A 21,500-nucleotide genomic window follows, 5' to 3' on the forward strand; every position below is an offset into this window, starting at 1 on the left:
GGAGATGAAAGAACGACATGAATTTTGGCGTTTGTTATTATCCGGAGCATTGGCCGGAAGAACGCTGGCCGCTGGATGCGAAGATGATGCGGGAGGCCGGCATTAATGTCGTACGGATCGGGGAGTTTTCCTGGTCCAAGCTGGAACGAAGAGCTGGAGAGTACAGTTTTGAATGGCTGGACAAGAGTCTGTCGATTCTGGCCGCAGAAGGGATTCGGGTTGTGCTGGGGACACCAACGGCTACTCCGCCCAAATGGGTCATGGACCGTCATCCTGATATTTATATGCAGGATAATAAAGGGGTCGTCCGCGGCTTTGGCCATCGAAGACACTATTGCTACAACAACCCGAACTACCACGTCCATGTTCAGTCGATTGTAACGGCAATGGCGGAGCGCTACGCTCACCATGAGAACGTGATTGCATGGCAGATCGATAATGAGTTTGGCTGTACCGATACCACGCGTTGTTATTGCAGCAACTGCCGCACCGCTTTCCAACAATGGCTGGAGAAAAAATATGGCGATATCGATCACTTGAACGAGCAGTGGGGGACCGTATTCTGGAGCCAGATTTACAATGCTTTTACTGAAATCGAGCTGCCTGCCTATACGGTGTTTCCGCTGCACAATCCGGGAATGGAGCTCGACTTCCGTAGGTTTTCATCCGATTCGGCTGTGCAGTTCCAGAAGCTTCAGCTGAGCATCTTACATGCCATCGCTCCGAACCAGCCAGTCACACACAACATGATGGGCATGTTTAATGAAATCGATGACTTTGATTTGTCGAAGGAACTGGATTTCGCATCGCTGGATACGTACCCGAATCTGATGTTTGCTGATAAGCCTGACCCTCGGGATACTGCACTTAACCTGGATGTTACCCGTGGCTTCAAGCAAGCGAATTTCTGGGTGATGGAGCATCAGAGTGGCCCGCCGGGCGGTAATATTTTATTCCCAACGCCAAAGCCGGGCGAGCTTCGCAAATGGACTTATCAATCTGTTGCTCATGGCGCAGATGCCATCCTTTACTTCCGCTGGCGGACCTGTCTATTCGGAGCCGAGCAATTCTGGCACGGCCTGCTGCCGCATGACGGCAATCCAGGCAGGCGTTATGAGGAAGCGGCACGTACAGGCGAGGAGCTGCAGCGGTTGCTGCCTCTTATGGAGGGCTTAAGCAGCCAGGCAGAGGCGGCGATTATCAGGTCCTACGAGAACGAGTGGACGATGGAGATTCAGCCGCAGACCTATGAGCATCGCTATAGCCGGCAGCTTATGGCTTACTATAAGCACTTCTATGACAATCGGATTCCTGTGGATGTCATATCGGATGATTGCGATTTTGAAGCTTATAAGCTGGTCGTTCTGCCGCACTATATGATGGCGAAGCCGGGAGTTGCCGAAAGGCTGGAGCGCTACACGGCCGCAGGCGGTACGGTAGTGCTCGATATCCGCGCCGGGACTAAGCTGTGGAACAATCGAATGGATGATGCCCCACTACCGGGAGCATTCCGCGAGCTGCTTGGCATCCGCATCACCGACTACGGTACGCTTCGTCAAGGCGAATCCCGCCGGATTACAACAAGGGATGAAGAGAATGCGGGAAGCGGAACGATCTGGTACGACGTCATCACTGCCGAGAAGGCCGAACCAATCGCTTGGTATGGTGAGGATTATATGGCAGGATCACCAGCAGCCACGTGCCATGCCTTTGGGAAAGGCACCGCTTATTATTTCGGCATCGGAGCTGATCCTATTGGTATGCGCAGCCTTATGAGCCAAGTATGCAAATCCGCTGATATCCGTCCGATCATCGAGGTAACGGCGCCGGAGGAGGTGGAGTTGGCACGAAGAGCGGGCAGCACGCAGCGATTTGTCTTTGCGATTAATCATGCGGGAGAGGAACGGACGGTCCAATTGGCAGCTCCAATGTTCGAATTGATCTCCAACCGCATGCTGGAAGGCACAGCCGTCATTCCTGCCTATGGCGTGTACGTATTTACTTCGCTTAGCTGAATCGATGAACGACCAACCTGCTGTCAAGAAAGGAGACTAACATGGCCAAACCCGCCAATACACTAACGAATCAGGAGATTGTCCAAACGGCCGGGAAGAAGGCGGGCAAAAGCCTCGTCATACGAAGACAGTATCAGCTGCTTTTGATGTCAACGCCTTTCGTGCTTCTCGTTATGCTATTTTCCTTTGGCCCGCTATGGGGCTGGATCATGGCTTTCCAACATTACAAGGTAGCGTTAGGGCTGTGGCACTCACCGTGGACCGGCTTCGATAACTTCAAGCTGCTCTTCCAGGATCCGCAGTTCTTTAACGCTCTTCGCAATACCATTGTCATGGGCGTATTGAATCTGGTAACGAGCTTTATTGGGGCGATCTTCCTGGCGTTACTGCTGAACGAAGTCCGATTTGTTTTCTTCAAACGGGTTATTCAGACATTGACCTACATCCCGCATTTCGTTTCCTGGGTCGTTATCGCCAACATATTCGCTACGCTGCTTTCCCCGGATGCCGGAGTTGTGAACGCTATTCTAATGAAGCTGGGCTTTATTCATGAACCGCTATATTTTCTCGGAGAGGAAAAATGGTTCTGGTGGATTCACACGGCCGCGAACTTCTGGAAGGAGCTTGGCTGGAATACGATCATCTACCTTGCGGTACTCGTAGGTCTTAATCCAGAGCACTATGAAGCAGCAGAAGTAGACGGGGCAACGCGCTTTCAGAAGATGCGCTTTATCTCAATTCCGGGCATTATGCCAACAGCCGTGCTGCTGCTCATTTTGAATGTCGGATGGATCGTGCAAAGCGGCTATGAATCGCAGTTCCTGCTTGGTAATCCAGTCGTCATTAACCGCTCCGAAGTGCTTGATCTTTATGCTCTGAATTACTCGACCAGCATTGGCGATTATTCCTACGGCGTGGCGGTCAGTATGTTCAAATCAATTGTCAGTCTCGTGCTTGTCCTGCTGGTCAATTATACAGCCAAGAAAACATCCGGCAGCCGCTTATTCTAAGCGGAGCCGGCGTGCCAAGGAGGTGAGAGAACATGTTAGTCAGGCGGTCCAAAGGAGATGCCATCTTTAGTACACTCAATTACATTCTGCTGCTGGTGCTTGGAGTCGGAACGTTGTTCCCGTTCCTCAATCTGGCTGCCATCTCCTTGAACGATGCGGGCGATACGCTGAAAGGCACGATTTATATCTGGCCCCGCGTCTTCACCTTGGAGAATTACAGTACGATCTTCGCAAATCATGGTCTCGCGGCGGCAGCGATTCGTTCGGTCGTCCGAACGGTGGTGGGTACTGCCCTCGGCGTACTTTGTACCGCGATGCTCGCCTATGCCCTGAGCAGGAGGGAATTCTTCCTCCGCAAGACGTATAACGTTATTCTAATCATTACGATGTACGTGAATGGCGGTCTGATCCCGTTTTATCTGCTAGTTAAAAATATCGGACTTATGAATAACGCACTTGTGTATATCCTACCGATGCTGATCGGCGTGTTTAACGTCATTATTATGAGAAGTTATTTCGAGCAGCTGCCGGAAGGCATTGTTGAGTCTGCGAGAATCGACGGCGCAACGGATTTTCAAATCCTGTTTCGGATTGTGCTTCAGATCAGCTTGCCTGTGTTATCAACAATTACGCTGTATATCGCTGTTCAGCATTGGAACTCCTGGTTCGACAACTACCTGTATGCAAGCCGCAACGAGAACCTGAACCTGCTGCAATACGAGCTGCAGAAAATTCTGATCAGCTCCGTAAACCAAGTGATGAGCGCCAATACCCACATCGATGCAACGGATGCCAGAAGGACCAACCCGGAGACCATTCGGGCGGCTATGACGATCATCGTCACCCTGCCGATTCTGCTGGTGTATCCGTTCCTGCAAAAGTATTTTGTAAAAGGCATGACCTTCGCTGCTATGAAGGAATAGGCCGCTAAGATTGGTGTTGTCGGATCAATGAATCCGGTGATATTATCATGACAAGATGAGAGGGTGTCCATATGTCAACGACATGGAAAAAAGGGTTAACACTGATGGCTGCTTCAGTCATGCTCACAGGAGTAATGGCAGGCTGCTCCTCCAATAACAATGGAGGCAGCAATACAGAGGAATCCAGCAACGGCGGCAATGCAGCAACAACTAATACAAAAAATGAAGGCGCTTCCAACGAAGCGACGAAGGCACCAGCAGAGCCCATTACGTACACGATGAATACGACCGACCGAAGTTGAATTGGGATACCCCCATTACGAAACTATTTACCGAGAAAACAGGCGTTTCCTTAAAGTACGATCTGATCGTTGGAGAGGAAACCCAGAAGGAAGATCTATGGCTTGCTTCCGGAGACTATCCGGATGTAATGGCCATGGGTCCACAGGAAATCCAGAAATATAAAGACGGCGGCGCACTTATTCCGCTTAATGATCTAATCGATCAATACGGCCCGAACATTAAAGAGAAGTTTGGCGAATACTTTAATCTCCTGAAGGACGCAGACGGCAAGATCTGGTCCATCTACGGTGTGAATAAAAGCCGTGAAGCGAAAGCCGATGCTTCTGCCAACTTTATCGTTCAATACGATGTGCTGAAGGAAGCAGGTTATCCGCAGATCAAGACCCTTGATCAGCTGTACGATATCCTTAAAGCATACAAAGACAAACATCCGCAAATCGATGGCAAAGATACAATTGGCTTCTCCGGCGCGATGTCCGGCTGGCAGGTCAACATTGAATATAATAATCCGATTATCAGCGCATCAGGACTTCCTGACCACGGCAACTTCCGGATTGATGACAGCGGCAATGTGCAGTACAACCCGGTTACCGAAGATGCGAAGAAGTACTATTCCTTCTTGAACAAACTTTACCAGAACGGACTGTATGACAAGGAGGCTTTCTCACAGGATGATCTGTCGAAAAAGCTGGCGCAAGGCCGTGTATTAGCTGCCTATGCACCAAAATGGATGGTTGGCAACGTAGAGACGCAATTCCGTCAAGACGGCCATCCGGAACGTCAATATGCTTATCTGCCGCTATCCTTCTCGGAGGATACAGTAGATCAGACCAATACGGTTGTACCAACCTTTGCCGGCAGCTTGCAATGGGCAGTAACAACATCCGCGAAAAATCCGGAGCGCTTCATTCAGTTCATCGATTACTTGTTCTCGGATGAAGGCCAGATTTTATCGCAATGGGGCATTGAAGGGACGCATTACGAAGTGAAGGACGGCAAGCGTACTTTGCTGCCAGCTGAGCTGGAAGCGCGCAAAACCGATCCAGACCATGGCACCAAGGAAGGCTTTACAAGCAACGGAACGGGCAGCGGGGCTTGGTTCAACGTTGGCGATGGCGCCAAACTGAGCGACGGTGATTATGCGACTCCATTGACCAAAGATTATCAACTTAGCGTGTATGACGATATGACCAAAGAAGTGCTGGCGAAATACGGCAAAGAAATTTGGGCAGACTTCCTGCCGCCGGCAGTAGTTGTACCGGGTTACCTGTGGCAAGTAACGCCGCCGGACAATATCAACCTGCAGGCGAAGAAGATCGAAGAAGCCTGGAAGAAATATTTGCCTAAGCTCATTATGTCGAAGAACCAAGCAGACTTTGACAACAGCTGGGATGGCATGAAGTCAACTATGGAAAAAGCAGGGCTGAACGAAGTGAACGATGCTTATACGAAGCTCTGGGCAGACTTTAATGACAAATTCAAAGCTACCATCGGGGAGTAACTAACTAGAGAGCCAGGCAGTAAGCCCGCATAACCGCGTACGCCTTGACACTTGTGCAAGGCGTACGTTCTTTTGCTTCATTGTACACACCACCCGGGGGGCGAGGAATAAGACGTATGAAAATCCGGACGAAACTCATTTTAGCTAACCTGTTCATCGTCTTATTTCTGCTCGGCTCCGTTACGTTTGTGCTGACCAAGCGAAGCAGTGAACTTGTGCATGAGCATATTGTGCAAAATGCTACGTTATCTCTATCGCAGATCAGCCAGAATCTCGACAACCGACTGGCTTCCTACGAAGATGTCGCCAATACGCTATTCCTCAATCCGTCACTTAATATCATTCTTGATCAGCGTTATGCGGATCAGCTGGAAGCTTATGAGGTCTACTCCGAGCAGTTCCAGCCCTTCCTCTCAGCGATTCAGTCTACCCGGGATGTGATGAAGGTGGACGTATTTACGGACAATCCATCCTTCTTCTTTTCCAACGTACAGCTGATCGACGACGATATTCGTTCTTCCGCTTGGTACAAGGAAGTGATGGGCAATAACACGGGAGGGTACTGGACGCATCCATATCTGACTTTTCCGAAAAAAGAACCCGTCATCAGCTTCCGCAAACGACTCAACAATGTGAACCGGGATTCGCCAAGCGTTGTGTCGCTGGAGGTTCGGCTGAAGAATCTCGCACAGCTTGTTGATCTGGAGAGCAAGAACAAACGCGTCATCTTCGCATTGTCCGACGGAACGGTGCTGATTGACAGTGATACGGAGAATGCAGTCCAGAATATAAGCCAGCTGTCATTCGGCAGTCAGGTGATGAAAGGTACAAATGGCAGCTTCGATCAGATGATGAACAAGGATTCTTATCAAATCTTGTATCAGACGCTGGACTCGCGCAATATCGTCAAAGGCATGAAGGTCATCGCCTTTATTCCAACACAGGAGTTATCCGGGAAGCTGCAGCAGCTTCGTTCGATGGCCGTGCTGCTTTTTGCAATGGCGCTTGTTGCTTCCGTCCTGCTGATCTCGATTATGTCTGTCAGTCTGACCCGTCGTTTGTCGGAGCTGGCAGTGAAGATGAAGCGGCTTAACCGTGATAAGTTCGACAGCTTTGTTGAGGTCAAGGGCAGTGATGAAGTCGCGCAGCTTGGCGAGATGTTTAATCTGATGGTCCGAAGACTACGAGAACTGATCGGCGAGGTGTATCAATCAGAGCTCGACCGCAGGGAGAATGCGCTTCGGACGAAGGAAGTGGAGTTGTACGCGCTGCAGACCCAGATCAATCCGCATTTTCTATTTAATACGCTTAATATGATTCGAGGTAAGCTGCTCATTGCGGGTGACCGGGAGAATGCGAAGGTCATTGGCCTGCTCGCGAAGTCGTTCCGAATGATGTTGAAGAAGGGCGGCCCAACGATCCGGCTGTCGGAGGAGCTCGATTTCATATCCAGTTATCTGCAAATCCAGCAGTACCGGTTCGGTGACAAGTTTACTTATGAGATTGATGTGCCGGAAGAAGAGATGGATGTCCTTGTACCAAAGCTGTGTATACAGCCAATCGTTGAAAATGCCATTTCCCATGGGATTGAGCTAAGCCCAAATCCTTCCCATATCCGGATCAGCGGACAGCGGAGCGGGAATCTCCTGCTGCTGACCATCAAGGATAACGGTCTTGGCATTCCTCTCGAGCGATTGGCAGAAATTCAGCAGCGGTTGAATAGTGATGAGAGTCTCGCGGGTGACTCACATATCGGTCTTCAAAATGTGCAGCACCGGCTGCGGCATCTATTCGGAGAAGGACATGGGCTTGAAATTACGAGCGAGGCTGGGGCCTGGACAATCGTAACCATGAGCATACCAAGAGACGGACAGGGGGAGACGCCGGATGTACAACGTGTTGATCGTGGATGATGAGCCGGTGGCGAGGCAATCGCTGCGTTATCTGATTGATTGGGAGGAACTTGGTTTCACGGTTAAAGGGGAAGCGCAGGATGGACAGCAGGCGCTTGACATGCTGCGCAGCCAGAGCTACGCCCTTGTGCTTACCGATATTCGGATGCCTGTCTTGAACGGTCTTGAGATGGCGGCAGCCATGCAGGAGTTCACCGATACGCCAGTCGTGATCTTAAGCGGCTATGATGATTTTGCCTATGCCCGGGAGGGACTTCGGCTGGGCGTGAAGGAGTATTTGCTGAAGCCTGTTGATGAGGAAGATCTTATTGCCTTATTGCAAAAGCTTGCTGCCGAACTGCGCGAGCAGCAGCTTCTAGAGAAGCGGCAGCGGCTTGGCCTGTCGGCCGGAAGGGATCAGCTTCTTCGCCGATTGGCACATGGCCAGGTGGCCGCTCGAGAACTGGAGGAGCAGCTTTTGCTGATGGAGCTTCCTTCGCATCATGAGAGATATGCCTGTTTGCTGCTTGAACTTGATTTCCTTGCTGATGGGGAAATGCCGGATCGGGATACCGAGCTCATGCGTTTTGCGATCCGCAATATCGCGGAGGAATTAGCAGATGGGCGGGGTTATATATTCGAAGAATCAGAGGAGCGAATCGGCGTTCTGTTAGGCGGTACCGACAAGGAAATGGACGTTGAAGAATGCCGACTGTGGGCAGAGTCTCTGCGTTCCTCGACGATGAGGTACGCCAAAGCCTCTGTCACGATCGGCATTGGCCGAAGCGTGGGATCAATCATGGAGATTAAGCGTTCTTGGAGTGAGGCGGAGGAGGCGCTCGACAGGAAGTTTTTGTCGGGAGCAGGAACGGTTCTGCTGCCACATGGTAAAACCGAGACAGACGGTGAGCCCGACATGCTTAGAACGCTTGAGTCGGAAGTGCTGGAGATGGTGCGCAGCAGCCGGCGTGCAGACACATTACGGGCATTGGCTAGGCTGTGGGAATGCTTCAAGACGGAGCAAATATCAGAAGGCCGGGCAAAGCTGTCGGTATTGGAGCTATTTATCCAGCTATTCCGTCTCGTGAAGGAGCAGGGCGCCAGCCATGACCGGTTGTTTGATCCCGCATTAGGGGATTACGAGCGGATCATGCGGATCAAGACGATGGATGAGCTGCTGCGTTTTATGGAGAACAAGTGTGGAGATGTACTCGATGCCCTGCAGCGGACGAAGGAGATCAGACCGAATAAAATCGTTCTTGAAGTGAAGCAAATTGTACAGGAGCAGTACGCTGGCAATGTAAGCCTGCGAAGTGTGGCTGCTATGATCTATATGAACCCGAATTACCTTGGCAAGCTGTTCAAGGCTAATACCGAGCAGTCTTTTAACGATTATGTGCTGCAGGTTCGGATGGAAAAGGCGAAGGAGCTGCTTCTTCATACGGATAAGAAAGTATATGAAATCGCTCTGGAAGTGGGGTTTAGCGAGCTCGACTGGTTTTATAAACGATTCAAAACGTATACGGGCGTAAGTACAAGCGATTACCGGAATGCCCGCTGACGGGAAAAGGAGGAGAAGATGGACGAGAATAGAGCGTGGACGGCGAAGTGGATTTGGGCAGGTCCTGATCAGGCGGTGAATGGTAATGGGTCTATGGAGAACGTGCTTTTTCGGCGGAGCTTTCAAGTTCCTGCAGAGGGTAGCTCACAGCTTAAAGTCCATGTATCCGCGGACAGCCGATACCGGCTGTATGTGAATGGACAATCCATTGCACATGGGCCTTGTAAGGGGGATCTTAATGTTCATTATTATGATTCAGTAGATGTATCGCCTTTCCTTCGTCCAGGTATAAATGTGCTGGCGGCACAGGTCGTTCATTATAAAGGGGATAAAGGGCCAGCTTCAGCATGGCGCAAGGACCGTGGTGTGTTTTTGCTGGAGGGCAGCCTGAAGGATCATGGCGGGGTGGAGTTAGAGAAGCTGCATACCGGTCTCACGGGCTGGGATTGTTACCGGACCCCAGCACGGTCGGCGATGCTGGCGCCGGAAACTGCTACTCTCTTCATTGGCGGCGGAGAAATCATAGATGGCGCCGACTGGCCTTATGGCTGGAGAGAGAGTACCTTTGCCAATACAGAATGGCCGGCTGCAGCCGTTGTGGCGGAGACGCATGACAAGATGTACGGAGGCTTGAGCAGTTGGCTGCTCACTCCACGTCCGATTCCTTTCATGAGGGAGGAAGCATTATCGTTTAAGACAATCGTCCAAGGGGAATGTGGCGACAAGGTCTATGCTAGCGAACCGATGAAAGATGAGGGACTGCTTGGTATTGAAGTGCCTGCAGGCGGCCGACTGGTCCTTGAGCTTGATGCGGGTGAGCTGGTGGCTGGATTCCCGCAGCTTGTACTTAGTGGTGGAACAGGCACAGCGTATTTATTGTATTCAGAATGTTATGAATATGAGCCTTTTCCGAATGGACAACGCAACAAGGGAGTACGTGATGAGCCGGAGGGTAAACAATTATATGGATTTGAGGATACGTATCGGATAGCGGGATATGGAAGACGCGCTGGCGAGCATGAAAGGTATGAACCTTTTCATCGGAGAGCGTTTCGATTCATCCGTCTTACTGTAGAGGCAGCTGATGAACCTGTTGTTGTGGAGAGCTTAACCTACCTTAGAACGGGGTATCCGCTTGATGTTCAAGCAACCTTCCAGAGCTCGGATCCATCACTCTTACCTTTATGGACGATCAGCTTGAATACGCTTCGCAATTGTATGCATGAGACGTATGAAGATACTCCTTTCTATGAGCAAATGCAGTATGAAATGGACAGCAGGCTGCAGGCGCTGTTCACCTATTATGTAAGCGGGGACGACCGCCTGGCGCGCAAGGCGATCTATGATTTCCACAGCTCGCTGCTGCCGACGGGCATGCTGCAAAGCCGGTATCCGTCTGTGAATCGTCAGATTATCCCTGGTTTTGCTCTTTTCTGGATCATGATGGTTCATGATCATTATTGGTATACCGGTGATTTGGAGCATGCCGCGCGGTACAGATCTTCGATGGATGCCGTACTTGCGTGGTTTGATGCACGGATAGAGCCGGAGACTGGACTGGTCGGCATTATGCCGGAAGCTTATTGGTCCTTCGTGGATTGGACGGAGGAATGGCGTGCTAATGCGGGGGCACCGCCTTCAGGCAGATCAGGACCTAATACGATTTATAATTTGATGGTTGTAGATGCACTGTTTAAAGCAGCTGAGCTAAATGAAGCAACAGGGCGGCGGGATACAGGACTAGAATACCGTCAGCGTGCTGAAGCTTTGCAGCAGGCTGTCCGGAAGCATTGCTGGTCGGCGGAGCAAGGTGTATTCGCAGATAGTCCAGGTGTTGATGCATATAGTCAGCATGCTCAGATATGGGCGGTACTGACCGATACGGTTACTGGTGAGGAAGCGAAGGCGCTGACTGTGCGGACACTGGAGACGAAGGGACTTGCCAAAGTATCGTTTGCGATGGCCTTTTATTTGTTCCGTGTGCTGGCGAAGACCGGGCTGTATGCCAGATCGTTACCTTTATGGGACGACTGGAAAGCTCAGGTGGATTTGCATTTGACCTCCTGGGTGGAGGATCCGGTCTCTGTTCGAAGCGATTGTCATGCTTGGGGAGCCCTGCCGCTATACGAATTCCCGACGGAGCTGCTTGGTGTCCAGCCGTTAACTCCAGGCTTTGCGAGTATCTCGGTTGCACCTAGAATTAGCGGCTTGCAGGAGATATCTGGCTGTGCAATGACGCCGCATGGAGCCGTTCATATTGCTTGGAGTATGCAAGAAGGCCGATTTAACTTACGGGTTGAACGGCCAGATACGATACCGGTTCAGATCAAGCTGCCTAATGGTGAAATGCTTTATTGTACGGAAACAGGACCGGTTGTGTGTGAATGTGAGGTTACGATAAATGAACATATAGAGGAGCTTGCGCCATGAAGCTTGGAATAGCTTATTATCCAGAGCATGAACAATCGGAGCAATGGGATATCGATTATAGCAAACTAGCAGCGGCGGGTATTCTTTCCGTTCGAATCGCTGAATTTGCCTGGGCGGTGCTCGAGCCCCGTGACGGCCAATTTGAATGGGAATGGCTTGATGCCGCAATTGAAAGAGCCGCTTCACACGGTATTAACGTTGTTTTATGTACGCCAACGGCATGTCCGCCAGTCTGGCTGGTGGAGAAACATCCCGATGTTCTCCCCGTTAATAAACAGGGACGTGTCATCGGTTTTGGCGCCCGCCAACACCGGTCTTATTCATCGGACAATTATGTGAACTATTCCTTGCGGATCGTAGACGCAATGGCCGAGCGTTATGGCAATCATCCGAATGTTGCCGCTTGGCAGCTGGATAATGAATTTGGCGGGGAAACCAAATATGACTATAGTGATCCAGCGAGAGTTGCTTTCCATCGTTGGCTCGAAGAGCGTTACGGCTCGATTGAGAGGCTGAATGAAAGATGGGGAACAACCTTCTGGTCGCAGCGTTATGAGCGATTCGATCAGGTTCCGCTGCCTGCTCCAATTGGCGCAGACGTGAACATGTGGCAGCATCCGAGTCTGGAGCTGGATTTTGCCAGGTTCTCCTCGGACAGTATGGTGCGTTTTGCGAGCCTTCAAGCGGCAGTTCTGCGTCCCTATATCGGGCCCCGGCCCATCACAACCAATGCCTTCATGTTCTGTTGGGGAGATAACCTGAACTGGCCGGACCTATTCGCAGATTTGGATGTTGTGGGTATGGATATTTACAGCAATAAGCCGCATGAGATTGCTTTTTATGCAGATGCCTGCCGCGGGGTGCTGGGCAAGCCTTTCTGGATGATGGAGTATGGCACTGGAACTACGGAGCTGGAGCGGGATATGAATGTGGTCAGTGAGCGTGGCTGCAGCAGATTCTATCTGTTCAAGATGAAGCCATTCCCATGGGGTCAGGAGCAAGGCGGCGGACAGCCGGAGCTTGTGACGTTAACCGGAGAGCCCTCCCGGAATTATCATGTCGTACAGTCGTATACAGCGAAACATGCCCATGAACCGGAACTAACGGAGACAGGACGGGCAGCAGTTGGTGTGTATTATCATTTCGACAGCTCCTGGAGCTATCAGCTTTCCGTAGTTGACCGTATCGCTTATCCGGACTACATCGTTCATAACGTTTATCGTCATCTATTTGAAGCGGGTATTCGTACGGAAGTTGTCTACTCGGGCGAGCAGTTGGATGGGTTGGAAACGTTGATTATTCCTCTTCACCAAATCTATGATTCTGTCTTGGAGGAACGTCTCATTGCCTTCGTGCAGGCAGGCGGCAGGCTGATCGTTACTTCCGATTTGTTCCGCAAGAATGCGGATAATGTCTATCTACGGGAAGTACCTCGTCTATTCGCCGAGCTGCTCGACTGGCAGGAAAATAACTTTGCAGGTGATGTAATCGCCGAGGGCACCGTCATGATCCGCAAGCATATGAGCGGTAAAGGCGAGACATGGCTCGTTCACCGCAACTCCAGTGCGGAGCAGTGGAAGGATGTGCTGGCTGGCATTATGGAATACGCTTAATTCACAAACACCCGTCGGCGGGCTTTGACCTGCTGGCGGGTGTTTGTAGTTTGTGCGCCGCATCAAGCAAGCAGCTTAAGAGGTAACTTTTCATTTTTCGTTGTATGATAAATAGACAAGTGATAAGGAATACAAGCGAAGAAAGGATAGGGGCGAAGCACATGTTACAGCCGTATACGATGAGAGTTATCGAGACGATCAAACAAATCCCGGAAGGTAAAGTGATGACTTACGGGCAAATTGCAGCTCTCGCTGGGAGCAGCAGAGGGGCGAGGCAGGTCGTACGAATTTTGCATTCATTAAGCAGCATCCATCAGCTGCCTTGGCATCGGGTTGTTAACGCAAAAGGAGAGATTGCGATACAAGAGGATGAATCGCGTATGATTCAGCAGCATTTACTGGAGGCTGAAGGGGTAGAGGTGGGAAAGAGCGGTAGAATTGATCTTGCTCTTTTCCGCTATGAGCCGGCTGTTGAACCGGAATTATAGGACTCCTCATATGTTAACCTATATGATAAAATAAGGTTAACATATATATGAAGGAGCGATTGATCGAATGCAGAGCATATCATTAAGAGGGCATCATTTATTTTGTCTGCTTGGTTATCGGGGCAAAGGTTATTCGGATGGCTTCTGTACCAATATGACAACTGTATACGAGACGCTGCGCCAGCAGCCACAAACGATGATTGAGATCATCGAAGGCCCGGATGTGATCTGTGCTGCATTCCCGACGGATCAGCCGTCCCACTGTCAGAATCCTAGCGTGTATCGCAAAGACAGTGAGATATTAGGTGTGCTTGGACTTACGATTGGAAGCCGTCTTCGCTGGGAAGAGCTTTGCAGCCTCGTGGCAGAAGCAATCGAGCCAAGTGATATCCATCGGCTGTGCTATGACTGCCCTTGGGAGCCGTATGGCCTCTGTCAGGAAGGGGTAGCACATATGCGAGAGGCGAAAGCGCTCAGGGCTTTGCCTTAACCCTTTTGCACCAACCTGAACAGAACAAAGCGGCAGCTTAAGGCTGCCGCTTTGCAAGTTTCTCCTGTGCCATCCGAATCATTTCGCGTATCATAGGTCCGCCGATCCTGCCGCCTACATGCCCGGCATCCTCCGTCTTCATCTGCCCGTTGTCGCCGCGATTCATCCGAATACCCAGTTCGCCAGCTACCTCGTATTTCACGTCATCGGGTCTGTTCTCATCCACGGTGTAACCTTCCTGCCGCATGACATTCGCTTTTAATGTCTGCATGGCTTCGCTAGCCTCGGGTACTAGAAGCCGTCTATTCCGTCTTCCCATTCTTTAACACCGCCTCATCCATGATTGTATTGCTGGCTTTTATTTTCCCCGGTAAGCCCTGCAATTATGAAGGCGATGAATTAAATATACTGGCTAAGGATGGCATTAACTTTGGCACGGTTGGAGATAAAAGTATGGCGTTTCAGGAGCCGCTGGTTCAGCGTGTTTTTGCTATGCACGACGACCATGTAATTGCGCTTTCCACCCGTAGTTAGAATCTCATGCTTATGCTTGATGACTCCGCTGTGTCCATCCACTGTTTTGTAGCGAAACCCGTTAAAATACTGCTCCGACTTATAAATCCATGTATAAAAAGGCGGAGAAGACTTACTTACCGTAGCGATTCGATGCTTCACGCTGTCGTAAATATAACCGGCCTGGTTAATGAGCGCCCGAGTACCTTGTTTGGGTTTATATTTGTGAAGCTGGTCGATTAAGGTGTGGTGGTACGTATCATCGCAATCCAGTCGAACGAGGTAGAGCAACTCATTGCTGCCAACCGTTTTACGCAGCTTATCTTCGTATTTATTTTCTGCTACAAAACGGATATGGCTCGGAAGCTTTGGGTACTTTGCTAATTCAGCTCGGACAATTGCTTCTGTCCTTTCGGTATATCGAATGAAAGTGTGGAAATGTTGATTGCTTTGTTTCAGCAGGCTTTGAAGGGTATATTTCATAAAAATCGACATTCTGTATTTGATCCATTGAGGGGTCAGCCCTACCCGATAGACACCACCCCTATTCGAACGGTTGTTAAACTCGATTTCCACAACAATTGATTTTGTCATCTCGTCCACCCTCCCTTACGTCTGAGATAATATATTCCAAAGGGGAAGATTGGTATGGGACAGCATCTCTATAGAAGAACTTAAATCATGCTTAATGTTGGCAGTATAGTTTGATCCCCCGAAAAGCAAACCTAAGGGCGTACACAATAACCTTAAAGGGGCGCTACTGACAATGAAAAAGGCTTACGCAATGATTCTTGCTGCATCCCTCATGTTATCTGCCGCATCGGTTCCTGCTTTTGCTGCTGAGCATTCCAGTAAGGAAGAAGCAGCCATGGATAACGGGCATACAAACAGCAGCAAGTTTGGTACAAACAGTTATGGCAACTACGATTCAATCAGCTCAACACCAAATCCTATAAACAGCAACAGCTTTGGCACAAACAGATCCAACACTTATGGTACGAACAACTATGGCACTTACGGTACAAACAGCACAGTACCCAACCGTACAAATAACTACAATGCAACAACGAACCAAATGAACACTTACGGTACGACTGGTACCGGCACAGGCATCAATGCTAATAATTACCGTACGACTGGTACCGGCACAGGCGTCAATGCTAATAATTACCGTACATTAGCTAACGATAATAACAACCATAGGGGTTGGGGCTGGCTGGGACTACTTGGCTTGGCTGGCTTGTTTGGCTTAAGAAGCCGTGACCGGGAACGCACCTAATATTCTGCTTTAATAATGCCCCCTGTTTCTGACAGGGGGTTATTTATTGGAACCGATGAAATTGAATGTTTTGCATGCGCCTGAGCATATTAATCCCGTTGCAACTAATAAAGAATGAAAAGAGGCATATATAATGGGGATTTTAAGTGGTAATCCGAAAGATGAACCGATGCACTACGGCGAGGTCTATGCAGTATGGCAAGCTTCTATAGTCGCAAAAAGCGCTATTTCCTGCTATCAGGCTTATTTAAACCATGCGGGTGACAAAGATCTTAAAAAAGTTCTGGATGCCCTTATTGATCAAGCAAAGCTGGAGATAAAAGAACTCGACACATTACTTACAGATAACGGTATTACTCCAGCGCCTGTTATGTCAGAGAGACCTCCGGTCAAACTTGAAGATATCCCTGCGGGAGCAAGATTTGCTGATAATGAAATTGCCGGTGCAATAGCAGCCGATGTGTCAGCAGGATTGGTGGCTTGCAGCCAAGCAATGGGCCAATCCATAAGAGAAGATGTTGGCGCACTATTCGGGAAATATCATCTTACTAAAGCAGCCTTAGGTGTACGTATATTGGAAATGGTTAAAGAAAAAGGGTGGCTTATTCCTCCTCCGCTTCAATTGAAACGTCCGGAGCCTGTAAAAGCATAGATTCGTTTTTAGCCCTGCTCCTTGAGCAGGGTTTTTATTTGCTTGACAGATATTTCAGTTGAATATAGACTGGTGAAAATTTCTGAAGTGTTGTCTCATGCTGTTGCCAAAGGGGGAATCGAGATGTGGGAGAGGCAGAAGCCTGAAGAATTAGCTTTACATATGCTTAAGACTCCGTCTTTTATTGCAAATGAAGTGAAAATGAACCTGCTGCACCGGATTTGTGAGATGAGCCAATCGGTATGCTTCAGACACATGGATGGATCGGCCATTTTCGCAGGTTCGCCAGGCCATAATGCTTGGTTATGGGTCGATGATTCGTTAACCGAAGAAGTAAGGCGCCCTATGCTTCAAGATCTGATAAGGCAGCTTGCGAGCCATACTCTCCGCGGTATTACGGCTGAGCCAAGGCATGCCAAGCTGTTCGCTGAGCTGTATGCTTCACGTTATCGAGTGCGTCCGGAGAACAAGATGGGGATGGAAGCTTATTATTGTCCGGTCGTGAAGGATCCGGCAGATGTCGAGGGAAGTCTGCGGAAGGCGGTTTCTTCAGATGGACCGCTGGTAGCTGAATTTATGGCAGGCTTCGCCGAAAGCGCATACGGGATAAAGGTTCATCCAGCCAGCCAAATACCTGCAGCGGACAATGCAATTGCTTCGGGTAATTTATATTTATGGATTATAGAGGAGACCCCCGTGTCGATGGCGCAGATCGCCCATCGCTCTCCGCGTCATGCACGCATTAATTACGTGTATACGCCTTTTGAATTGCGTAAGCGGGGATTTGCCAGCGCGACGGTAGCGGCATGCTGCGACTTGATCGTACAGGAGAATCGGGTACCTATGCTGTATGCCGATTTGACTAATCCTGATTCGAATAAGGTGTACAAAAGCATTGGTTTTGTGGAATGCGGCAAAGTAGCGGATGTTAAGTTTGTCTCTTAACAGCGATCGATAAAGTCAGAAAAACCTCTCAGCTGTAGAGGTTTTTCTTCGTCTTTGCTTGTTTATTTATTGCCCCGGTAGCTTTCCGGCGGCCCCAGATAGCTTGGCTTCACACCACCGGTGTCGATAATGATTTTTTGCAGGATGACAATCGGATCGACCATCCATATTTTGAGCGTATGGTAACCAGCTTCAGACACGATATGCCTCGATTCTGCTGTACGGATATTGAGAATTACGCTTTGCTCCCAATCCTGTTCCGAGTAGCTGCCGTCTTGTGCTAAACCGATGGCAGTAACGACGTGAACCGGACCGTCATCAAACGATACACCAAGGCGCAAGCCCTTACCTGGAATAAAGTCGATCGTTGGAGCGATCAAGGCATCTACTTTCAGTTCACCTGGTGTTACCAGATATACTTCATACTCGAGACAAGGCGAGTTGTCGATTGCAGGCTCCGGTGTGGATGATGCCGTTACCGGGAAGATGCCCATCGATGACAAGGTCCGTCCGTAATTCGGAATAACCTGCCAGCTTGCCTCGGCTGTTTCTTTACTGGCGCTGTAGTGCTCCGCTTCAATGGAGATATAGCCATCCGTTTCGATAAAACCAGATAAAGCTTCACGGGAAGGAGCCGCCGGGTTACATGCGCAGATCATGACAGTGAAGGCTTTTCTGTTCAGCATATCGATCAGGGTGACCGTACCGCAAATTTTATCGGACTCAGGTACCTTCGTCCAATCGATATCGATCCATAGCCGCTCTTGAGCATTCACGCTGCCTTCTGTCATGCTCATCATAATCCAAGGCTCGTCCGCTGTGGCGGAGAAAGGGAATGCCTCGGAGCCCCGATTGAACAGATCGATATAACGGGTCTCCCGCGTATAATTGTTGAACAATAGAGGAGGCAGCTGTGGATCACGGGGCCAAGCCAGCTCCGAGCCTTCAATTGCAACACCCATGCCGGAGTTTTCTTTGGTCAGCGCAATTGTTCCTGTCTCGGGCAGGATATGCTCCTCTGGCTGCTGCCAATAGGTGTAGCCGATGTGGAGCTGATCCATCATATGGTTCCATTTGCCGCCTCCCAGCTCGTGATTATAGGCGTAAGTCAGCTTCGCATCAGCCTCAAATAGCTGTTTGACAAGACGAGCCTCCGCATTAGCTGAAGCCCTTCCTTGCGCTGCATACAACTTGCTTCTCTCAACGCGGATATACATTTCCAGCACTTGAGCGGAAGCTTTAGCCGGATAGAGGGCCAGTTGGAAGAACGAGTCCTTAAGCGACTCATCCAGCTCTTCGTAGATTTGCTCCGCGAGCGCAACTGTCTCATGCAGCTCGTTCAGGACGTTATCCGCCTCTTTGTAATGAACGGAACTAAAGAGCGGTACGGCGTTCAAGAGCTCCGGCTTCAGCCTGCCGTTCCACTTGGAATAGCGGTTGATAATGAGTGCCGTCTCTTTCGCATAGGCAGCGCCAAATTGCTGCTCCGCCCACCTTACGCTGAACTCTTCGATGTTGTTTTTATTGAAGTCATTGATATTCCATCCAAGCCGCAGGAAAAACTCCAGCTGGCATTCCACCGGCTTCAGGTCACCGACATTAACGACCCAAATGCGGTCGGCCCCATATTCATAGGCCTTATGCATCTGTTCCCAAATTTTCTCAAGCGGCACGGAATTGACCCACTTGTAGGAACGAGGACCGCCGACATAGTCGAGGTGGTAATAGATACCTGCACCGCCGGAACGGCTTCGTTCGTCAGCGGTTGGTACCCGCCGCAGATTGCCATGGTTGTCATCCGACCATAGAAGCGTAATATCATCTGCCACGCGCATGCCATTTTCATAATAGTCCTGCACTTCTTTATAAAGAGCCCACAACTGCGGGACATCGGAAGCCTCTCTCTTCGACTGTTCGCTAATAATATGACGCTGATCTTGTACGATCCGCTGGAGCAGCTCGATTTTTTCCTGGAAGGTTAATTGGCCGCCCATGGCTTCATCGCCGTCTCCACGCATACCAAGTGAAATAATATTCTCGTAGCTGGCACTTCTGCGAATACCTTCTTCCCAGAACTTGTACAGCACTTCTTCGTTAACGGAGTAATCCCATGGCCCCTTCTTATGCTTCTTCCAGTCACCGTGCGGACGCTGCATCGGCTCGTGATGCGAAGTGCTGATAACAATACCGTACATATCAGCTACAGCAGGGTTCAGTTCATCATCCTCATAGAATGTATTATCCCACATGGCCGGCCATAAATAGTTTGCTTTCAGACGCAGCAAGAGCTCGAACACATGCTCATAGAAGTTATGTTTAAAGTCGCCAAAGTTCTCTCTTACCCAAGCCATAAGCGAAGGGCCTTCATCATTTAAGAAAATGCCCCGATATTTGACGGATGGCTCACCTTGCTTATAAATCCCATTACGGAACATGAGCTCCGAATGCTTGCTGACAGGGACATCTGCCCAGTAGTGCCAAGGTGAAACGCCAATCTGCTCGGCTATCTCATAGATGCCGTAGATGGTGCCACGTTTATCGCTGCCGGCGATAACTAGCGCTTCAGCGATACCTGGGAGAGGGTTCGTAACCGTTTGCAGAACAAAAGACTCCCATTTGCCGCTAAGCTCGGAAGCATCCAGCTTGCCATCCTCAATCAGCTTGTCGATCAGTCCACTTTTGCCGATTGTACCGATGATAACGGAGTTGTTCGTCAGCTCTTCCTCATGGTGAATCAGGTGCGGCTTTATTTGTGCGACCTTATTAATATCCTGCTGCAGATCCTTCGCTGCCCGAACTACTCCATCATAATCGTCTTGAGAAACGTAAATGTCTGCCGCTATGCCCTTATAGGCAAGCGGGAAATGGCCTTCGAGATAACGAAATGCGATAGCCTTTTCGTTCAACATGCCAAGACCCCCAGTTTAATAGATGTTATTAGAGTGGGACTATTATATAACAAGGGTCGAGCGAGGAATCGGGAAGGGGACAACTTGTTTAATTTTCACGATAAACTCTTTAATTTTTTAATCGAAAATAGTACCGTATGAAATTCGAAAATGGGGAATAGTAAGGCGTGGAAAACAATTCGAGATGAACAGGAAGGTGTCTTTGGAAATGAAATGGGACTGGTTGTTGTCTTCCCGTGAGAGCACTGGGAAGCCTAGTAAAGCAGGCAAGATCATTGGCGCGGTCGTATTGTCTGCTGCATTGATGTTTAGCGGAGCTGGCACAAGTCTAGCTGTCGGCAAAGGAGCCAAAGGGCCGGATATCTATGTTATTCAAGGGATGCTGAAATCAGTTGGCAGCTATTCCGGCAAAATCAACGGCTATTATGATGCGACAACGGTAAGAGGGGTCAAGCATTATCAAAAAACGCATGGCCTTGCAGTGACAGGATCAGTAGATGCGAAAACATTCCAGTCCATTACTTACACTTACAATAATGCTAAATATGGCAAGAAAGTAAGCGCGAAAGGCGCAGGTAAAGCGAAAGGGCTTGGCGTAGGCAAAGGCGGCGGCGGAGTAGGCGGCGGAGCAGGCGGCGGTGCTGGTGCTGGCGGCGGAGCAGGCGGCGGTGCTGGTGCTGGCGGCGGAGCAGGCGGCGGTGCTGGTGCCGGCGGCGGAGCAGGCGGCGGTGCTGGTGCCGGCGGCGGAGCAGGCGGCGGTGCTGGTGCCGGCGGCGGAGCAGGCGGCGGTGCTGGTGGCGGCGGATTTGGCGGCGGAGGCCAAATGCAAGAAGGCGGTAAAGGCGGCAAAGGATTTGGCGGTGGTGGCGGCCAAATGCAAGAAGGCGGCAAGGGCGGCAAAGGATTTGGCGGCGGTGGCGGCCAAATGCAAGAAGGCGGCAAGGGCGGCAAAGGATTTGGCGGCGGTGGCGGCCAA

The 21,500-nt window shown here is 50.1% G+C and carries 18 protein-coding genes; 15 read left to right on the forward strand and 3 right to left on the reverse strand.

Annotated features, from left to right (window positions below; all coding sequences use genetic code 11):
• Nucleotides 1-17 precede the first annotated feature (17 nt).
• From AB4Y93_RS23130 to AB4Y93_RS23180, 11 genes are all read left to right on the forward strand, one after another.
• Entirely contained in the window at nt 18-2,015 is a 1,998-nt protein-coding gene (locus tag AB4Y93_RS23130; protein ID WP_441895469.1) for a beta-galactosidase, read from the forward strand.
• 41 nt (nt 2,016-2,056) lie between these two features.
• Complete coding sequence (locus AB4Y93_RS23135; RefSeq protein ID WP_441895471.1) at nt 2,057-3,025, forward strand: ABC transporter permease; 969 nt, start codon at nt 2,057-2,059, stop codon at nt 3,023-3,025.
• A 32-nt stretch (nt 3,026-3,057) separates the two neighbouring features.
• Nucleotides 3,058-3,948, forward strand: a complete 891-nt coding sequence (locus AB4Y93_RS23140; RefSeq protein ID WP_441895473.1) for a carbohydrate ABC transporter permease — start codon at nt 3,058-3,060, stop codon at nt 3,946-3,948.
• A 71-nt stretch (nt 3,949-4,019) separates the two neighbouring features.
• Nucleotides 4,020-4,250 (forward strand): hypothetical protein, encoded by a 231-nt coding sequence (locus AB4Y93_RS23145; protein ID WP_441895475.1) that lies wholly within the window; start codon nt 4,020-4,022, stop codon nt 4,248-4,250.
• Nucleotides 4,247-5,752: an extracellular solute-binding protein gene (locus tag AB4Y93_RS23150; RefSeq protein WP_441895477.1), complete on the forward strand. Its 1,506-nt coding sequence runs from the start codon at nt 4,247-4,249 to the stop codon at nt 5,750-5,752. The genes AB4Y93_RS23145 and AB4Y93_RS23150 overlap by 4 nt, the downstream gene beginning before the upstream one ends.
• A 116-nt stretch (nt 5,753-5,868) precedes the next feature.
• Nucleotides 5,869-7,665, forward strand: coding sequence for a sensor histidine kinase (locus AB4Y93_RS23155; RefSeq protein WP_441895479.1), 1,797 nt, complete (start codon nt 5,869-5,871; stop codon nt 7,663-7,665).
• On the forward strand, nt 7,640-9,205 hold the full coding sequence (locus AB4Y93_RS23160; RefSeq protein ID WP_441895480.1) for a response regulator: 1,566 nt from the start codon (nt 7,640-7,642) through the stop codon (nt 9,203-9,205). The genes AB4Y93_RS23155 and AB4Y93_RS23160 overlap by 26 nt, the downstream gene beginning before the upstream one ends.
• An 18-nt stretch (nt 9,206-9,223) precedes the next feature.
• On the forward strand, nt 9,224-11,635 hold the full coding sequence (locus AB4Y93_RS23165; RefSeq protein WP_441895481.1) for an alpha-L-rhamnosidase-related protein: 2,412 nt from the start codon (nt 9,224-9,226) through the stop codon (nt 11,633-11,635).
• Nucleotides 11,632-13,248, forward strand: a complete 1,617-nt coding sequence (locus AB4Y93_RS23170; protein WP_441895483.1) for a beta-galactosidase — start codon at nt 11,632-11,634, stop codon at nt 13,246-13,248. The genes AB4Y93_RS23165 and AB4Y93_RS23170 overlap by 4 nt, the downstream gene beginning before the upstream one ends.
• 161 nt (nt 13,249-13,409) lie before the next feature.
• Nucleotides 13,410-13,736, forward strand: coding sequence for an MGMT family protein (locus AB4Y93_RS23175; protein ID WP_441895485.1), 327 nt, complete (start codon nt 13,410-13,412; stop codon nt 13,734-13,736).
• Nucleotides 13,737-13,803: 67 nt separating this feature from the next.
• Nucleotides 13,804-14,226: a DUF1284 domain-containing protein gene (locus tag AB4Y93_RS23180; RefSeq protein WP_441895487.1), complete on the forward strand. Its 423-nt coding sequence runs from the start codon at nt 13,804-13,806 to the stop codon at nt 14,224-14,226.
• Nucleotides 14,227-14,263: 37 nt separating this feature from the next.
• Here AB4Y93_RS23180 and AB4Y93_RS23185 read toward each other — a convergent pair whose 3' ends face one another.
• Both AB4Y93_RS23185 and AB4Y93_RS23190 read right to left on the reverse strand, forming a co-directional pair.
• The gene (locus AB4Y93_RS23185) at nt 14,264-14,545 is read right to left on the reverse strand and encodes a small, acid-soluble spore protein, alpha/beta type (protein ID WP_441895490.1); all 282 of its coding nucleotides are present in this window, start codon (nt 14,543-14,545) and stop codon (nt 14,264-14,266) included.
• A gap of 80 nt (nt 14,546-14,625) precedes the next feature.
• Nucleotides 14,626-15,333, reverse strand: coding sequence for a glycosyltransferase (locus tag AB4Y93_RS23190; protein WP_441895492.1), 708 nt, complete (start codon nt 15,331-15,333; stop codon nt 14,626-14,628).
• A 172-nt stretch (nt 15,334-15,505) separates the two neighbouring features.
• Between AB4Y93_RS23190 and AB4Y93_RS23195 the strand changes: the two genes are divergently transcribed.
• The 3 genes from AB4Y93_RS23195 (at nt 15,506) to AB4Y93_RS23205 (ending at nt 17,615) form a co-directional block, all read left to right on the forward strand.
• The gene (locus tag AB4Y93_RS23195; protein ID WP_441895494.1) at nt 15,506-16,018 is read left to right on the forward strand and encodes a WGxxGxxG-CTERM domain-containing protein; all 513 of its coding nucleotides are present in this window, start codon (nt 15,506-15,508) and stop codon (nt 16,016-16,018) included.
• A 133-nt stretch (nt 16,019-16,151) separates the two neighbouring features.
• Nucleotides 16,152-16,670, forward strand: a complete 519-nt coding sequence (locus tag AB4Y93_RS23200; RefSeq protein ID WP_441895496.1) for a DUF3231 family protein — start codon at nt 16,152-16,154, stop codon at nt 16,668-16,670.
• 42 nt (nt 16,671-16,712) lie between these two features.
• On the forward strand, nt 16,713-17,615 hold the full coding sequence (locus tag AB4Y93_RS23205) for a GNAT family N-acetyltransferase (protein ID WP_441895497.1): 903 nt from the start codon (nt 16,713-16,715) through the stop codon (nt 17,613-17,615).
• A 62-nt stretch (nt 17,616-17,677) separates the two neighbouring features.
• On the opposite strand, the gene AB4Y93_RS23210 is transcribed toward AB4Y93_RS23205, so the two are convergent.
• On the reverse strand, nt 17,678-20,524 hold the full coding sequence (locus AB4Y93_RS23210) for a glycosyl hydrolase 115 family protein (RefSeq protein ID WP_441895499.1): 2,847 nt from the start codon (nt 20,522-20,524) through the stop codon (nt 17,678-17,680).
• A gap of 208 nt (nt 20,525-20,732) precedes the next feature.
• On the opposite strand from AB4Y93_RS23210, the gene AB4Y93_RS23215 reads away from it, so the two are divergent.
• A partial coding sequence (locus AB4Y93_RS23215) for a peptidoglycan-binding domain-containing protein (RefSeq protein WP_441895501.1) occupies nt 20,733-21,500 on the forward strand: 768 nt, incomplete at its 3' end.

This window comes from Paenibacillus sp. YAF4_2 (assembly GCF_052113225.1).
Lineage (GTDB): Bacteria > Bacillota > Bacilli > Paenibacillales > Paenibacillaceae > Pristimantibacillus.

Excerpts from the sequence above, each read along its gene's own strand:
- AB4Y93_RS23130 (WP_441895469.1), top strand. The coding sequence starts at position 18 with ATGAATTTTGGCGTTTGTTATTATCCGGAGCATTGGCCGGAAGAACGC.
- AB4Y93_RS23135 (WP_441895471.1), top strand. The coding sequence starts at position 2,057 with ATGGCCAAACCCGCCAATACACTAACGAATCAGGAGATTGTCCAAACG.
- AB4Y93_RS23140 (WP_441895473.1), top strand. The coding sequence starts at position 3,058 with ATGTTAGTCAGGCGGTCCAAAGGAGATGCCATCTTTAGTACACTCAAT.
- AB4Y93_RS23145 (WP_441895475.1), top strand. The coding sequence starts at position 4,020 with ATGTCAACGACATGGAAAAAAGGGTTAACACTGATGGCTGCTTCAGTC.
- AB4Y93_RS23155 (WP_441895479.1), top strand. The coding sequence starts at position 5,869 with ATGAAAATCCGGACGAAACTCATTTTAGCTAACCTGTTCATCGTCTTA.
- AB4Y93_RS23160 (WP_441895480.1), top strand. The coding sequence starts at position 7,640 with ATGTACAACGTGTTGATCGTGGATGATGAGCCGGTGGCGAGGCAATCG.
- AB4Y93_RS23165 (WP_441895481.1), top strand. The coding sequence starts at position 9,224 with ATGGACGAGAATAGAGCGTGGACGGCGAAGTGGATTTGGGCAGGTCCT.
- AB4Y93_RS23170 (WP_441895483.1), top strand. The coding sequence starts at position 11,632 with ATGAAGCTTGGAATAGCTTATTATCCAGAGCATGAACAATCGGAGCAA.
- AB4Y93_RS23175 (WP_441895485.1), top strand. The coding sequence starts at position 13,410 with ATGTTACAGCCGTATACGATGAGAGTTATCGAGACGATCAAACAAATC.
- AB4Y93_RS23180 (WP_441895487.1), top strand. The coding sequence starts at position 13,804 with ATGCAGAGCATATCATTAAGAGGGCATCATTTATTTTGTCTGCTTGGT.
- AB4Y93_RS23185 (WP_441895490.1), bottom strand. The coding sequence starts at position 14,545 with ATGGGAAGACGGAATAGACGGCTTCTAGTACCCGAGGCTAGCGAAGCC.
- AB4Y93_RS23190 (WP_441895492.1), bottom strand. The coding sequence starts at position 15,333 with ATGACAAAATCAATTGTTGTGGAAATCGAGTTTAACAACCGTTCGAAT.
- AB4Y93_RS23195 (WP_441895494.1), top strand. The coding sequence starts at position 15,506 with ATGAAAAAGGCTTACGCAATGATTCTTGCTGCATCCCTCATGTTATCT.
- AB4Y93_RS23200 (WP_441895496.1), top strand. The coding sequence starts at position 16,152 with ATGGGGATTTTAAGTGGTAATCCGAAAGATGAACCGATGCACTACGGC.
- AB4Y93_RS23210 (WP_441895499.1), bottom strand. The coding sequence starts at position 20,524 with ATGTTGAACGAAAAGGCTATCGCATTTCGTTATCTCGAAGGCCATTTC.